12 protein-coding genes are annotated in these 14513 nt (G+C 46.3%); 3 read left to right on the forward strand and 9 right to left on the reverse strand.

What is annotated here, in order from left to right; all coding sequences use genetic code 11:
- Window positions 1-262: 262 nt before the first annotated feature.
- The 8 genes from V6W81_RS23900 to V6W81_RS23935 all read right to left on the reverse strand — a co-directional run bounded on the left by V6W81_RS23900 (window position 263) and on the right by V6W81_RS23935 (window position 10146).
- Window positions 263-1135: a metal ABC transporter permease gene (locus tag V6W81_RS23900; RefSeq protein WP_145049625.1), complete on the reverse strand. Its 873-nt coding sequence runs from the start codon at window positions 1133-1135 to the stop codon at window positions 263-265.
- A complete protein-coding gene (locus V6W81_RS23905) occupies window positions 1135-2097 on the reverse strand; it encodes a metal ABC transporter permease (protein WP_338540596.1) in 963 nt (320 codons plus the stop codon). The genes V6W81_RS23900 and V6W81_RS23905 overlap by 1 nt, the downstream gene beginning before the upstream one ends.
- 3 nt (window positions 2098-2100) lie before the next feature.
- Window positions 2101-2886 carry a metal ABC transporter ATP-binding protein gene (locus V6W81_RS23910; RefSeq protein ID WP_338544061.1) on the reverse strand — a complete coding sequence of 262 codons (786 nt, stop codon included), beginning with the start codon at window positions 2884-2886 and terminating at the stop codon, window positions 2101-2103.
- Between the two features lie 72 nt (window positions 2887-2958).
- A complete protein-coding gene (locus tag V6W81_RS23915; protein ID WP_430701378.1) occupies window positions 2959-3894 on the reverse strand; it encodes a metal ABC transporter solute-binding protein, Zn/Mn family in 936 nt (311 codons plus the stop codon).
- A 243-nt stretch (window positions 3895-4137) separates the two neighbouring features.
- Window positions 4138-6105 carry a peptidoglycan D,D-transpeptidase FtsI family protein gene (locus tag V6W81_RS23920; RefSeq protein WP_430700918.1) on the reverse strand — a complete coding sequence of 656 codons (1968 nt, stop codon included), beginning with the start codon at window positions 6103-6105 and terminating at the stop codon, window positions 4138-4140.
- A 290-nt stretch (window positions 6106-6395) separates the two neighbouring features.
- Window positions 6396-8420, reverse strand: a complete 2025-nt coding sequence (locus tag V6W81_RS23925) for a peptidoglycan D,D-transpeptidase FtsI family protein (protein WP_338540597.1) — start codon at window positions 8418-8420, stop codon at window positions 6396-6398.
- A 106-nt stretch (window positions 8421-8526) separates the two neighbouring features.
- Window positions 8527-9672: a transglutaminase domain-containing protein gene (locus V6W81_RS23930; protein WP_338540598.1), complete on the reverse strand. Its 1146-nt coding sequence runs from the start codon at window positions 9670-9672 to the stop codon at window positions 8527-8529.
- Between the two features lie 18 nt (window positions 9673-9690).
- Window positions 9691-10146, reverse strand: a complete 456-nt coding sequence (locus tag V6W81_RS23935; protein ID WP_239293590.1) for an ATPase — start codon at window positions 10144-10146, stop codon at window positions 9691-9693.
- A gap of 214 nt (window positions 10147-10360) precedes the next feature.
- On the opposite strand from V6W81_RS23935, the gene V6W81_RS23940 reads away from it, so the two are divergent.
- Together V6W81_RS23940 and V6W81_RS23945 are read left to right on the forward strand one after the other, a co-directional pair.
- A complete protein-coding gene (locus V6W81_RS23940) occupies window positions 10361-11542 on the forward strand; it encodes an MFS transporter (protein ID WP_145049613.1) in 1182 nt (393 codons plus the stop codon).
- A 168-nt stretch (window positions 11543-11710) separates the two neighbouring features.
- Window positions 11711-12058, forward strand: coding sequence for a toprim domain-containing protein (locus V6W81_RS23945; protein ID WP_056702325.1), 348 nt, complete (start codon window positions 11711-11713; stop codon window positions 12056-12058).
- Window positions 12059-12165: 107 nt separating this feature from the next.
- Here V6W81_RS23945 and V6W81_RS23950 read toward each other — a convergent pair whose 3' ends face one another.
- Window positions 12166-12780 carry an SCO family protein gene (locus tag V6W81_RS23950; RefSeq protein ID WP_338540599.1) on the reverse strand — a complete coding sequence of 205 codons (615 nt, stop codon included), beginning with the start codon at window positions 12778-12780 and terminating at the stop codon, window positions 12166-12168.
- A gap of 678 nt (window positions 12781-13458) precedes the next feature.
- Here V6W81_RS23950 and V6W81_RS23955 point away from each other — a divergent pair.
- On the forward strand, window positions 13459-14439 hold the full coding sequence (locus V6W81_RS23955) for a metal-dependent hydrolase (protein ID WP_145049609.1): 981 nt from the start codon (window positions 13459-13461) through the stop codon (window positions 14437-14439).
- Window positions 14440-14513: the final 74 nt, after the last annotated feature.

Raw genomic sequence — 14513 nt, forward strand, 5'->3', positions numbered from 1 at the left:
ATCGCCCGGTATCCGCACAAGCGGACGCCCCGGACGTCACAGCTAACGACATTTTACCACAGATCATCCATATGCAACAAAATAACCAATATGAATCAATGTAAACATCATGAAGCTATGAAGCTGTCTTCCTATAGAAGAAATACGATGAATGACAGGTGTTAAACCAGGTGTTCAGAGTCAGATCTCGTTTTCTCCGCAACAAAAAACGCCTGCATTTAGCAGACGTTTGAACTCTTTTTATCTAAAGTTATCTTCATCATTAACGTGTAGCAAATTTACGGCGAGCATAGCGGAAGATAATCCCGTGTTTCGGGGACAACAGCAGCGCGAGTACAAATAAAATACCGGCAACCGCCACCATGCACCCTGCAATGGAAGCATCCAACATATAAGCCATGATGTAGCCTCCAACCGAAGAAGCAGCTCCAACCAGCACGCTGTACAGGATCATTTTGCCAAGTCGATCGGTTAACAGATACGCTGTTGCCGCAGGTACAATCAACATACCTACAACGAGAATAGAGCCTACACTTTCAAACGAAGCCACAGACGTCATGGAGACAAGTCCCATGAGCAAGTAATGGAACAACACTACCGGAATACCGCAGGCTGCAGCCAGTGCTGGATCGAAGGCACATAGCTTGAACTGTTTATAGAACAGCCCAATAACCACCAGGATGACCAACAACGTAATTCCCAGCATCCATACTGCTCTTGGCCCAACATCCGTACCACCAATCATCAGTGTATCCCACTGCACATAAGCAATCTCACCAAATAGGACGCAGTCCAGATCCAAGTCAATATGCTGTGCATTCAGACTAATTAAGATGACCCCTACCGCAAATAGAGCCGTAAATACAATACCAATAGAGGCATCGGAGGATAGCCCCCCAGCCTGCAAGCTCTGAATCAGAAACACCGTCAATAGACCAAAGATCGTTGCACCAAGCAGCATCCATAACGAATCTCGGGAACCACTCCATAAGAAAGCTATGGCAATCCCGGGTAGTACAGCATGACTAATGGCATCACCCACTAAGGCCATCCGGCGCAAAATTAGAAAACAACCCAGAATTGCACAAGCTGACGAGACAAGTATTGCCGTTAAAATAATCCAAAAGGTTGCCATTACATCTCACCCCGTTCTTGCTGCCCATTTCGCTGCGCAGAGAGTGTCTGAACGGCGGCATGCTCTTCTCTCAAGTAAGCCGACTTGGCTTGAATACTTCGTAAGCGCCGGGCCAGTAAGCCCCTGCGCGGAGCCAGTAGTGCCGAACCTGCAAACAGGACAGTTGCTGCTAGCACAGTCACAGGACCTGTTGGTAGATTAGGAACCATCGTGCTGAACAACGTACCTGTTGCACCGCTCATAGCACCAAATATACCTGAGAGCAGCACCATAAGTGCAAGTGAATCTGTCCAGCAACGTGCTGCAGCTGCCGGCGTGACCAACAGGGCGGCAACGAGGACTACACCTACCGCCTGAATGCCTGCAACGACCGCAATAACAGTTAATAATAGAATGAGCTGCTCCAGCACAGCAACAGGCAATCCCATGCCTCTTGCGAATCCTGGATCGAAGCTCACCAGCTTGAATTCCTTAAACCACACGAGGCAAGCGATGAGTAACAACAGACAGACGCCGCCCATAACATACACATCCGTCATCACCATCGAAGCTGCCTGACCAAACAAATACTTGTCGAGCCCGCTCTGGCTTCCACTCGCACTATGCTGAATGCGTGTCAACATCACTACGCCAATGCCGAAGAACACCGTTAATACAATTCCCATTGCAGCATCCTGCTTAATGCGAGAATGCCGTGTAATCCACGAAATGCCGAAGGTGGCTACAATACCAGCAACGAGAGCGCCAAACAAGAAAAGTCCCACGGATTTGGTCTCGGTTAGCATAAATGCAATACAGATTCCCGGCAACGCTGCATGTGCAAGTGTGTCACCCATAAGGCTCTGACGTCGTAAAAAGGTAAAGGAGCCGATGATTCCACTACTGAATCCAAGTAATAAACATCCGAGAAGAATCCAGCGAGTATTCGGGTCAGACAGAATGGAGAGTGCCCAGTTCCACATGCATTACACCTGGCCTTTCTCCGACCGGCTTCCAATCATCGCAATCCGGCCTCCGTACGTCTCTTGTAGTGTGTCAGGTACAAATACCTCGTGAGTGGGTCCACCTGCTACAAGCCGCCCGTTCAACAACAGCACATGGTCAAAATACTCCTCCACCGTTGCCAGATCATGATGCACAACAAGCACGGTCTTTCCTTGCTGCTTCAACTGCTCGAGCAAAGATATGATCGCCTTTTCTGTTGTTGCGTCAACCCCGGCAAACGGTTCATCCATGAAATATAGATCCGCATCCTGAACTAATGCACGTGCCAGAAATACCCGCTGCTGCTGACCGCCGGAGAGCTGGCTGATCTGACGGTACATGTAGTCGCCCATGCCGACCTGCTCTAAACAATGCGCTGCCAGATCACGTTCCTTCTTGCCTGGGCGACGGAACCAACCCAGATGACCATAACGTCCCATCGTCACCACATCCAGCGCATGGGTAGGGAAATCCCAATCCACGGACTCCCTTTGCGGAACATACCCGATCCGTCTCCGTTGCTCACGATAGGATTGCCCGAAAATACGTACATCGCCATGCATTTTGGGAACCAGCCCGAGCACTGCTTTGATTAGGGTTGATTTGCCTGCGCCATTCGGACCCAATATACCGATAAGCTGCCCTTCTGGAATATCGAAGGATACTCCGCTTAGAACAGGTTTCTTGTGGTAAGCCACTGCTAGATCTCTCACACTGAGAGGAGCTGTTGCAGACTGCTTTTCCTGTTGAGCATGATTGTTCGTCATGCCTTGAAGAGAATTTTTAGATGATGTTAACTTGTTCATTCACGTTCCACTCCTCTCTTGATCCTTGTTCCATCACTTCAATGCCTCGACAATGGTCTGGATGTTATGCCGGATCATACCGATATATGTGCCTTCCTCCGTACCTTCAGCACCCATGGCATCCGAGAACAATTCGCCGCCAATGGTGACCGTATGTCCTTTTTCCGCCGCTCCAGCAATAATGGCTTCCATCGCTTTTGCAGGCACACTCGACTCTACGAACACAGCTTTGATCTGATTCTCTACAAGATAATCACGCAGTTCACTAACATCTTTTGCACCATATTCCGCTGCTGTGCTAATCCCTTGCAGTCCCATGACGTTCATGCCGTAAGCCTGCCCGAAGTATCCAAACGCATCATGGGCGGTAACGAGCACTCGACTTGCCTCCGGAATTTCTTGAATCTGCTGACGAACCTCTTCGTCCAATGCTTGCAGTTTGCCTAGGTACTGTTCCGCTTGCGCTTTATATTGTTCCTCATGTGCTGGATCTGCCTTAATCAGCGTATCGCGAATCGATTCTGTCGCATGGATCCAGTGACCGACATCAAACCAGACGTGAGGATCGTATTCCGTACCACCCGTGTCTTTACCAGAACGCAACTGATCCACAGGAATATTTTCCGTTACCGCTGTAACGATTTTGCTCTTGGACATCTTCTCCAAAATATCAGTCATCTTGCCTTCCAGATGCAGCCCGTTATACAAAATCACGTTCGCTTGCTCCAGCTTGCGTATGTCTCCCTGAGATGCTTTGTACAGATGGGGGTCTACTCCAGGCCCCATTAAACCGGTAACGTCAACATATGCTCCGCCTACCTCACGTGCGACATCCGCAATCATTCCAGTCGTGGCCGTTACTTGCAATTTCCCATTACTGCCAGTCTCTGCTTCACTTGAGCAAGCGCTAAGCACCATCATAATCGCCAAAGCTGCAAGTGTAATAAACCCTCGATGAATACTCCTCATCTTCACCTTTAACAATCCAAACAACCCCTTTCCTTCTCCTAAAATATTTGTCCACATCTAATTTTGTTGTACAAGGTATTAAAATTTAATCTAAGCTAATAATGTTTCCCTGGTGCAAATTTTATCCGATGAAAAATAAAAAGGCAAGGGAAAATTTCCCCTGCCTGTCCTAAAAGAGTCGCGAGCCGTCTATTTAGGCTCATGACCTCGAATGTATTTTACATAATTAAATATTCCAAATTCTTATTGCTGCTCTGCATCCTTCTTACCTTTGGGAATGCCGTTTAGACCATACACTTCGTCGTAGGCATCAAAGATTTTGCGGGCAACTGGAGCGGCACTAACCGAACCGAATCCCCCTTCGGGTACAACGACTGCTACCGCAAGTATCGGATTATCCCGTGGTGCAAAAGCGATAAACACGCCATTTTCCTTTTTATTCGGCCCCGTGCCTTGCTCCGAGGTTCCTGTTTTCCGAGCAAAATCATAGGCAAATCCATCAAATGAGCTTACCTTTGTCACCATCCCGCGGTGTACCTCATTCCAATAGGCATCCGCAAACTCGACCTCGTTTAATACTTTGGGTTGGATCTTCTTGACCACATTACCATCGGCATCACGGATCTCCTTCACCAAATGTGGCTCCATCCGTTTACCTTTGTTGGCAAGCATCGTCGTATATTGGGCAAGCTGAAGTGTGGTGTACTTCGCTTGTTGGCCGAATGATGCAAAAGCCAAACGCGTCAGTCCAGATTCATGTTCCTCCTTGTATTCTAGTCGTCCCAAGAACTCACCAGGAAGATCTACACCCGTAGATACGCCAAGGCCAAAATCCTTCATGTACTCATCCCATTTATTAATACCTTCTACCGAACCATACTTATTCAGTAGTCGTTTACCTACCATATCAATCATGAAGGCATTCGATGATTTCTCAATGGCTCGCCTCGCCGTGATGTGTCCGTTGTATGCGGAATGCGAGTTTTTTACTTGTCTGCCGTCTTTCCCTAAGATCGCATAACCCTGATCATGATAGGTCTGCCCAGCTGTAAACAACCCTTCCTTCAAGCCGATTAGTACACTGAGCGGTTTAATAACCGATCCAAGGAGGACAACGGATTCTGCTTTCTTTCGCGAATCGTCCGGTGGGAAAGAAGCCATCGTTCCGTTACGATACACAAACTTAATTTTGTCATAATCCCAATCGTTTGGATCATAGTCTGGCATGCTTGCCATGGCTACGACATTGCCCGTGTCTACTTCCATCGCTACGGCATAACCGGTAACCGCTTTAGGCAGTCTACGAAGTTCATCAGTGATTGCCTCTTGTGCTGCCAGCTGAACTTCCTTATTAATCGTGGAGACCAGGCTATACCCCTTCTGCGGTGGTGTCTGCTCCATCGCACCCTCTGGCAAATTACGGGCATTGATGTCGATCGACTGGTAACCACTGCGTCCGCGAAGCACTTCCTGATATTGAAATTCCAGTCCGTCTACCCCAACATTCTCCTGCTGGGTATAGCGAAGCCCAGGGTCACGCTCCGTCGCTTCAGCCTCACCAATTTTTTTATACTTTTCTGAATTTTGCTGTTGTCCCTTGAACTCTCTCGTATATCCAATGGCCTGAACGGCAACTCCATCAGGATCATATCTTCGTACGTTCTCCTCCAGAACCATCGCCCCTGGATACTCTGCTTTTTTCTCCATGAAATAAGCAATTTCTTGCGTATTCAGATCCGATTTTACGAGCCTTGGCGTATATCCATGCGCCTTCTGGGATTCAAGATCCAAGCGTTTAATAATCTCTTCCGCGTCCGGTTGCTCCGGATCTCCTGGGTTAAACTGCTGGAACACGCCTGCCAGATCATCAGCTAACTCCCGCGCTTCTTCTTGCCTCGCTCCTCTACTGTAGTCCTCGTATAACATCACATACAGAGACTGTACAGGCACGGAATATGCCAATGCCACTTCTCCGGTCGCATCATAGATAGGTCCACGCACGGGTGCAAGTGGAATATCCTTCGTGTTGCGGCTCGTTTCCATGTAGGTGAGCTCAGGCCCCTCAACAAATTGCACAAAGGCTAACCTAAAAATCAGGATGCTAAATATGACAAAGGCTGCGAAAAAAAACATATTAAGCCTTGCGCTCGATAGCTTATTAACAGGTGGATCTTCCGTAACCATTTTGCTCTTTTTCCATCGGTTAAACATGTATTAAGCCTCTCCGTTCCTACGTTCATATTCGCTGTTCTTCTATGAGTTTATCAAAGGTAATCCACAATGTCCCCCAAATATTGGTTACATTTTCGTCATAGGTGAATAGATCACATAAATGGTAATACACCAAATAACTAACAACATGAACAATCTCAAAAACAGCCTTACTTGCGCTAAGTCTTTAAGTCCACTTCACCGTAACTGTTGTAGAATTAGACGATCGACGATATTAAAAATAAAAGAGGCTCCCTAGAGGGAACCTCTTAATACTAACTGATACGTAGTTACTGCGTATCCGTTTCATCATTTTGCTTTTTCTTCGGAACTCCGTCCAGTCCAAACTCCTCATCATACGCATCGAAGATTGCACGTGCAACAGGTGCTGCACTGCTTGAACCGAAGCCCCCTTCGGGGATAACAACAGCTACCGCAAGCTTAGGATTGTCGCGAGGAGCATAGGCAATAAATACCCCGTTATCCACATTTTTACCGCCGACGACCTGCGTGGAAGTACCTGTTTTTCTTGCAAAATCATACGGGAAGCTGCTAAAGGCCGAAACCTCTGTTGCCATACCGCGCTGCACTTCATTCCAATATGCATCATTGAAATCTACAGTACTCAGCACTTTCGGCTTAATCTTCTCTACAATATTACCTTCGGAATCCCGGATTTCACTTACTAAATGAGGCTCCATCCGTTTACCTTTATTAGCTAACATCGTTGTATATTGAGCAAGCTGCATAGCTGTATATTTACCCTGTTGTCCAAAGGAAGCATATACAAGTCGAGTAAGTGAACTTTCGACTTCATTGTTATAATCCTTAAAACCAGCATATTCGCTTGGTAGGTCAACGCCCGTTTTTACGCCTAGTCCGAATTGTTCCATGTACCCATTCCACACATCAATACCTTTGGCACCATAACGGCTATATAAGTTCTTACCGATTTCATCAATCATAAATGTGTTAGAGGAGTGACGAATGGCATCACGAGGACGTAGCAGACCATACACGTGACCACCTGAGTTCTGCACTCTACGATTATCTCCACCAAACGTCGTTGAACCTCTATCCGGGTAGACCGTGTTTGTTGTAATAAAGCCCTCTTTCAAACCGATCAGCACACTAAGTGGTTTAATCGTGGAACCGAGCAATACAACTGATTCCGCACGCTTTCTGGAGTCATCAGGCGCGAATCCCCGAATCGTACCATTTAGATAGATATACTTAATGCTATCGTACTGCTCGTTCGTAATACTTCCGGTTCTCCATACGTTGGTATCGTAATCCGGCATACTGGCGGCAGCAACAACTTTACCAGTGTCTACTTCCATCGCAACCGCATACCCCGTTTTGGCATTAGGGTGCAACTTACCCGACACCGGATTACGGTGAAGCCAACTGAGCTGATCCAATATCGCTTGCTCTGTCTTCACTTGAACATTTTTGTTAATGCTGGCAATTAGATCATAGCCTTTCTCGGGAGGGGTCGTCCCCGCTACACCTTCTGGCAAGTTCCGCAAGTCCACGTCCACAGAGTTATATCCGCTCTTACCACGCAGTGCATCCTGGTATTGAAACTCCAATCCATCGAAGCCGACAAACTCATTCTCTGTGTATACGAGACCTGGATCCTTCTGTGTTTTATTCGCCGCGTCAATCGCTTCATATTTGTCGAGTGATTTGGAACTTTTGAATTTCTTCAAATAACCAATTGTCTGAACAGCTACGGTATCTGGATCATAGTAACGTACACTTTCCTCCACAATCTGGATGCCCTTGAACTCATCCTTATGCTGGAGGAAATAAGCAACTTCCTCTTCGGACAGATCACTCTTAATCAGACGTGGCATGAAACCATTGGCTTTACGCGAATTCAAATCCATCTCTTCGATGATATTTTCCACGGTAAGTGATTCAGAGTCTTTGGTTTTGTATTGCTCAAACACATCATGAAGCCGAGTAGCGATATCTTCCGCTTCTGGCATATACGGACTCGGTTTTCCACCTACATCGCCATAATTCTTATACAGCGTTAGGTAAAGGGACTGAATGGGCTTCGAATAAGCCAACTTCACCTCACCTGTGGAATCGTAGATCGTACCTCTCACAGGAGCAAGCGGAACGTCCTTCGTAATGTTGCTGGCCTCTTCCTGACTGAGCTCTGGCCCTTCAACAAATTGCAAAAACGCCAAACGTACAATAATTACGCTAAAAATAACAAAGGAAACGAAGAAAAATACGTTAATACGGTAACTAAAACGCCGTTTATCTGTATGTTCATCCTTCTCTTTTGAATGATTGTTCATTCATCCTACCTCTTTCATGACTTGGTGCATACCGCGTAAAACGAATCTACTCACGGCATGATAACTTGGCAACGTCGTCATATCCGGATCCATGCCCGGTGTATTGTTATGTTGTCTGATCTTTCAGATGGGTATCAGCAAAATTCGGAGGATTGAACCAGTCGCCACTCACTGCCCATGTCGGGTCCAGTGGAATCCAGCTCTGGGAATCACTCAAATAAATCTCGTTCCATGCATGCGGGCCATAACCGCCCTGCCCATTGTACCCAAGACCTGTTACAACCTTAACCTCAAGCCCTTGTGATCGAGCCATCACGGCATATAGGCGGGCATAGTCGATACACACACCCTTACGCGTATCAAATGTATTTTGCGGCGTTTGCTCATGCCAAATGCCTTTTTGTTCATAATCAACTACTTTGCCATAATCATACTCGATTCGTGAACCTACCCAATCATAGAGCGCCCGCGCTTTTTCTTCCTCCGTAGACTTGCCCTGCACAATTTCGTGTGCCGCAGACTCGATGTCAGCCGGGATATTATGGTCGATCACATCATACTTCCGCTGTAGAATACCACCCAGTTCTTTCTGCACAGCCTGAGTAAATACTGGCAGCTTGTCCTTGATCAGGTTACCCGACAACGGCTCAATCACAGATTTGGCTCCTTGCATGTAGATTGGCGAAGCCTCCACGTAACGACTGAACATGCTGCCTGGATAGAGGCTCACGATCATGAATAAAATGGCAATCACAATCATTCCACGCGCAGAGCCAATAATCGCACCAATGATTGCACCAGTAAGACGGCTAAAGAAACCTTTTGGCCAGCTCTCCTGAACCGCCGAATCATTCCTTTTATAGAACAACGACGATAGAAATCCGAGAATCAATCGGATAAATCCATAGCTAATGACAAATAACACAGCGAACCGCATTAACGGAAAATCAGCAATGGCTGTAACTAATGTATAATACATCTGCTCCCAGCGATTCAAATCTCGGTTAGGGATCGTCCCGGCATACGTAGACAGCCATTGCTGAACATATGGCGCAAGCCATAGCGTAAGGCCCACAGACAGCAGAATACTGATGACCACCATAATACCATCCATGAGGAAACCAAATAGTCTGCCTGCGGAACGCGATGCTCCTCTAGACCACCCTTGCAGCAATGAAGCTGCCACAATTAACAACAGCACAATGGTGATACCGTTGAATTCCTTCAGGCTGTCCAGCCAACTTTGCAGCACGAATTCATTCCCCCTTTACTAAGAAGCTGGTGCTGTTACGTTTCCTTTGGCCTTATCGACAAAGGTACGTATCGTTTCATTGTCCAAATTCCATTCCCCCAGGGAGATCCCGCGAAGCACGACATTAACTTTGTCCGAGCCTGCAGTGCCTTTAATCTCGACATTGGGACTGGTAATAGTGAATTCTCCATTCTGTCCTTTGGCATAGGTCGCCTTAGACGCTTCATTCACCATAAGATTCGTTGCTTCTTTCTTCAATGTGTCCATCGTACTGCTTTGAACATCCGTTACCGTCTGTTTGATCTGGTCAATGGAGATACCACTGTATATCAGTAGAGCCGCAATAATGATGATGGCAATCGCCCATTTCAATACCGTTTTGACGACATTCAGAACGAAGAACAAAATGATCAATGCAACAACGATCACAAGCCAGTTCTGCATCACAAACTCTTTAATTACTTCTATGTCCATGACTACACCTTCCGAATTAGAGTTGAGTACACACTTCCCGAATATTATACATGATTTCCGAACCTGCTGTCAGCTAAGCCTATAGGTGTGAAAATAAAGGGTCTAAGTTCGTCCCTCCGGGCGTACAAGTAGTACCATGAGGTTCTGCGTGATATACGCGAATACCATGATACACCACCGATGAACATGCATCGCTTAACAAGGAGGGGCTTTTGTGAAAACGGCCATATGGCTCTATTTATTTTTGTTTCTTGCTGTTTTTGATCTACATGCCCAGTATCCAATCCTGACGCCATTCGCTATTTCGCTTGGGGCAGCTCCAACTTTCATTGGATGGATGATGGGCATCTACTCCTTGACTCATTTACCTGGTAATCTCATTGCTGGTACGCAAATCGACAAACACGGTAGCCGTCGCTACATTGTGTTTAGTCTGTTAGGTGCGGGCATCATCCTGCTCATTCAAGCCCAGATCCACACTCCCTGGCAGCTGCTCGCACTTCGCTCCATCAGCGGGTTTGTGCTCGCCTTTCTATCTCCTGCCTGTCTAGCTCTGCTAGCTCAGTTGTCTCGTGATCCCGTTACTCAAGGCAAGTATATGTCTGGTCATGGTGTAGTGCATACACTCGCATCTGTTGTATCTCCCGCAGCAGGAGCACTCATCGTAGGTAGCATGGGATTCTCGGCAACCTTTGCAAGCCTTGGTTATTTGCTCATTCTGACAGGTGTTATCGCCTTCTTCTCCATGCCCAAAGGGTTAATTGAGCCACAGCCTGAGAAGGTAACTGAGCCTGCCCAGCCAAGTCATTTACCTGAGAGCAAAAAGGTGTTCCTACCCGTATCCTGGCGTTATTTTGCGTTGCCACTTGTCATAGCTTGTGCCCAAGGTATCCTGTTCTTTGAACTGCCTCTTCGAGGAGGAGGCCATTCCTCCATCATGTCTACAGGACTTCTTTTTTCCATTATTAGCATAGGAGCCTTGTTTACATTGAGTATGTTATTCCTTAACCGATATTCACCTAAACTACGTGTAACCGCAGGTGTATTATTGATGTCCCTTTGCTTCTTCGCCTTAGCAGCTATTCCTCAGTTGCCTTTACCTACTGTCCTGTTTGTACTCGGGATGTCTAAGGGTATCACGTTTCCTGCAATGGCAACCCTGTTTATTAGATTAAGCGGTGGCAACAAGCTAGGTCGAATTTTCTCTTTGCAATCCATCGCAACATCCATCGGATCATTCATTGGGCCGATCGCAGCTGGACAGATTCGCGTGGGAGTCTCTCCTTATTTTATCGGATTTATCTTATTAATGGTTGGTATTCTTCTGCTTCCCTATTTCACTTCCAGACGAGAAGCTTCATTGTCAGCGTCTGACACCAAGAGTGTTTTGGGTTAATATCATAATAGACGTTCATTTAGCCTCAATCCCTGCAAGAGTTTGTTTTTTTGCTAGTCCTTTGCATCATTCCCCTATTTACAGCTACACTATATATGATCCGTCGATTTCCGCGACAACATTTCCCGGGGAATGTCGACACAAGCTCTCGAACAAGAGGTGAATATGATGCCTATTCATGTCATCGTGGAAGGTAAGAATGATCGTAGCAAACTCAAACGACTGGTTGGGCCTGAGATCAACATTTTATGTACGTTTGGAACACTGAATTCCTTAAAGCTTGAGACGCTTAAAAAGCAGGTTGGTTATGATGAAGTCTATCTGTTTATGGATAATGACAGCTCTGGCAAGAAAATCAGAGGCGTTCTGCGGGATGCCTTTCCGGATGCGGAGCAAATGTACACCAGACGTGGTTATGCGGGGGTAGAAGGAACACCGGATGAATACATCATTGCTCAGTTAGAAAAGGCAGGATTAGAGGCATATATTCAATATCCTGAACAGCCGTCATTTTAAATATGCCCAATACAAAGAGGCACCTGCTCAGATCTGTGTTTGATCTGGGCGGTGCCTTTGATTGTTATACATCACATGAGATCACTCCGTACCCACCATCTCATTGCTTACTCCTTAATTAGATTGCGAATGTCTTCTGCGATTACAGCTGGATCAACATTTTCTGGGATGTTTCCTGGACTGTAAATCTTACGCAGTTGGTTGTTTCGATCCACCAAACCAATCAGGTTCATATGGGCAAAATCATCTTTAGTCTCACCCTCAATCAGAATCTGGAAGGATTCTCTGGCGAATTTCTTCGTTTCCTCCATATCCCCGCGGAGGAAGTACCAACCGTTATAATCAGCATGGAAACGATCGGCAAATTCCTTGATCTTCTCCTTCGTATCCACCTCTGGATCAAACGAAATCGATACAAACGAAGCGTCATTGCCAAATGTATCGTCCTCTTTCAACAGATCCTGCACTTCAGAAAGCGTATATGTCGTTATCGGGCAAACATCTGGACAACTGGTGAAATAAAAGTAGAATAAACGGACTTTGCCTTGAGTATCCTCAAGCGATACGGTCTTCCCATCTACATTTTCCATAGAAAAGGATTGGATCTCTCGAATTTCGGGTAATTTCTCCTTGCCTGCAAACAGATTGCCCCACATCAGATATACAACCATAACGAGTGCTAATGCGAGTAATATCCATGTCCATATATACTTTTTGAACATAATCCTCTTCCTTTCTCCCATGTCGTTACGATGAAGACGCATACATACGCAGAAACCAGACGGTTTAAGCTCTTGCTTGCTTCCCCATTAGTAATCACGTTGATAAATGACGGCCTATTCCTTAATTATGTATGTCGAGAAAATCCACCTATTGTAGAGCACTCTACTATTGTACCTGTTCTTCAGCAACATGCCTACGAAACTTTTTGAACATGCTGCTCGAAATAGTTAAGCCGTTACCCTCTTTGTCCGATATAAAGTTTATCACAGAAAATCCCAAATGAGTTGGGCGATGCTTGTACAAAAATCGAACAAAAAGCATATTGATTGACCCTTTGTTTTGCAGATGACCTGTTTTGCTTCTTGGCAGACGGATAATATACACTATAGATGGGTATCACCTAGATAGAGAATGATTAGAGGTTGTTCAAAAAGTCCGCTTTTGATTACGAAGGATGCCTGTCGGCATCTCAGCATCGAATATGGGATTCAGCCGAAATAAGCGGGAGGCTTACGAAACTTGTTTCCTTCGGAAACATGTAGTTGCCCACGTAGGTTTGCCTACGCTCCGCTACTCCATTTCTAGCTTCCTCCCATCTTCTCGGTACTGAAAACCGACCTTTTTGAACACGTATGATGAGTATGACGAGAACGATCTACACAACAAAGGAGACGTTTATGGATACTTCTACACATTTTGTCATGGGCATTGGTTTGGCTGGGCTAGCTTATGTTGATCCTGTCGTAGCCTCAAGCCCCATGCTTGCAGCTGCGGTAATGGTCGGTACGATCGCTGGCTCACAAGCCCCTGATATTGATACTGCGCTGCGTCTCAAAAGTAATTCCCTGTATATTCGAAATCATCGTGGGATGTCCCATTCCCTGCCCTTTCTCCTGTTATGGACATTGCTCATTACAGGTGTAATCGCATTGATCTTCCCTGGCGTCGCTATTGCACATGTTGCCATATGGACGGCTGTGGCGGTCTGTGTACACGTATTTACGGATCTGTTCAATACGTATGGCACCCAGGCGGCAAGACCATTTACGGATAAGTGGATCGCGTGGAATATCATTCATATTTTTGATCCGTTTCTGTTCAGTTCACATGTCGTAGCCATCTTGCTCTGGGCTTTTGATGTTGTAGCACCTGCTCCATTGTTCGTCACGCTGTATATCATCATTGGCTTGTATTATATTTGGCGGATTATTGCGCACGCACAGGCTGTCTCTAAGGTAAAACGAATGGATTACAGTACAGATGCGATTCGTTATGTCGTCATCCCCACCATATCCTGGAATCGTTGGCATGTGGTGAAGCGTTATGCCGATGATCGCTATGAGATTGGAAAATTAGATGGTTCTGACCTAACTTGGAATCTGCAAGCTTCCTCGTCTACTCATGCAGCGGTAGCTGCTTCTCGTCAATCACCTGAAGTGCAAGCATTCCTATACTTCACATCGTATGCTGTAGCTGAGGTTGAGGAATTGCCTGCCGGATACAAAGTCCGCTGGGCAGATGTCCGTTATCGACACCGCAAACAATATCCATTTGTCGCTGTCGTTGTCATGGATCGGAATTTTGAAACCATCGACACGTATGTGGGCTGGTTAAGTGACGAAAAAATGGATAAAAAACTTTTGTCGGCACGCTCTTGACGAAAGTGTGCCAAGAAGGGCACAATCAACATAGGAACTAAACCGCGCGCGAAAGCCCGGAGCATTCCGCTCCG

Origin of the sequence: Paenibacillus tundrae, from assembly GCF_036884255.1 — a bacterium.
Classification (GTDB): domain Bacteria; phylum Bacillota; class Bacilli; order Paenibacillales; family Paenibacillaceae; genus Paenibacillus.

What these genes read in the sequence shown, in the direction of transcription:
- V6W81_RS23915 (WP_430701378.1), bottom strand. Translation starts at nt 3,894, where the DNA reads ATGAGGAGTATTCATCGAGGGTTTATTACACTTGCAGCTTTGGCGATT.
- V6W81_RS23910 (WP_338544061.1), bottom strand. Translation starts at nt 2,886, where the DNA reads ATGACGAACAATCATGCTCAACAGGAAAAGCAGTCTGCAACAGCTCCT.
- V6W81_RS23950 (WP_338540599.1), bottom strand. Translation starts at nt 12,780, where the DNA reads ATGTTCAAAAAGTATATATGGACATGGATATTACTCGCATTAGCACTC.
- V6W81_RS23920 (WP_430700918.1), bottom strand. Translation starts at nt 6,105, where the DNA reads ATGTTTAACCGATGGAAAAAGAGCAAAATGGTTACGGAAGATCCACCT.
- V6W81_RS23945 (WP_056702325.1), top strand. Translation starts at nt 11,711, where the DNA reads ATGCCTATTCATGTCATCGTGGAAGGTAAGAATGATCGTAGCAAACTC.
- V6W81_RS23900 (WP_145049625.1), bottom strand. Translation starts at nt 1,135, where the DNA reads ATGGCAACCTTTTGGATTATTTTAACGGCAATACTTGTCTCGTCAGCT.
- V6W81_RS23925 (WP_338540597.1), bottom strand. Translation starts at nt 8,420, where the DNA reads ATGAACAATCATTCAAAAGAGAAGGATGAACATACAGATAAACGGCGT.
- V6W81_RS23955 (WP_145049609.1), top strand. Translation starts at nt 13,459, where the DNA reads ATGGATACTTCTACACATTTTGTCATGGGCATTGGTTTGGCTGGGCTA.
- V6W81_RS23935 (WP_239293590.1), bottom strand. Translation starts at nt 10,146, where the DNA reads ATGGACATAGAAGTAATTAAAGAGTTTGTGATGCAGAACTGGCTTGTG.
- V6W81_RS23905 (WP_338540596.1), bottom strand. Translation starts at nt 2,097, where the DNA reads ATGTGGAACTGGGCACTCTCCATTCTGTCTGACCCGAATACTCGCTGG.